Source organism: Thermosulfurimonas dismutans (assembly GCF_001652585.1).
Lineage (GTDB): Bacteria > Desulfobacterota > Thermodesulfobacteria > Thermodesulfobacteriales > Thermodesulfobacteriaceae > Thermosulfurimonas > Thermosulfurimonas dismutans.
In genome coordinates, this window is the sequence record NZ_LWLG01000061.1 from 1 (window position 1) to 504 (window position 504).

The 504-nt window shown below is 50.4% G+C and carries 2 protein-coding genes; one reads left to right on the top strand and one right to left on the bottom strand.

Going from position 1 to position 504, the window contains the following annotated elements; genetic code table 11:
* A partial coding sequence (locus tag TDIS_RS10755) for a toprim domain-containing protein (protein ID WP_244147520.1) occupies positions 1–238 on the bottom strand: 238 nt, incomplete at its 3' end.
* 111 nt (positions 239–349) lie between these two features.
* Here TDIS_RS10755 and TDIS_RS11645 point away from each other — a divergent pair.
* Positions 350–504, top strand: a 155-nt coding sequence (locus TDIS_RS11645; RefSeq protein ID WP_153303851.1) for a PEP/pyruvate-binding domain-containing protein, incomplete at its 3' end; no start/stop codon positions are given.

A 504-nucleotide genomic window follows, 5' to 3' on the forward strand; every position in this document is an offset into this window, starting at 1 on the left:
GGTAAATGGTTTCGGCTTGCCGGGCGAGCTTCTTGATCTCCGTAAGGACCTTCTTTTTGCCCCTTATGATCTCGTATTCGGGTTTAAAGCCGTTTTCGATCTTCACTCCGAGCCGGTTTTTGGGAAGATCCTTCACATGCCCCACCGAGGCGCAGACCTCGTAATCTCGGCCCACCACCTTTTTGATGGTCCGCACCTTGGTAGGCGATTCCACTACGATCAAGCCTTTCTTGCTCATGCTCCCTCTTTTACTCCAGAATTTGAGCCCTGCAAGGCAGGAACTTGACAGAAAATTGCACCTTTTGTTATGGTTTCCTCACCGCAAAATATGCAGTAAGGAGGGGCCCTGATGTCGGACGCACCATTAATATTATGGTTTGATGAGATCGGAATCAAGGACGTACCTTTGGTAGGGGGGAAGAATGCCTCCTTGGGTGAGATGTTTCGGAACCTTACCCCCAAGGGTGTCAAAGTGCCTGATGGGTTTTGCAGTTACTGCGGAGG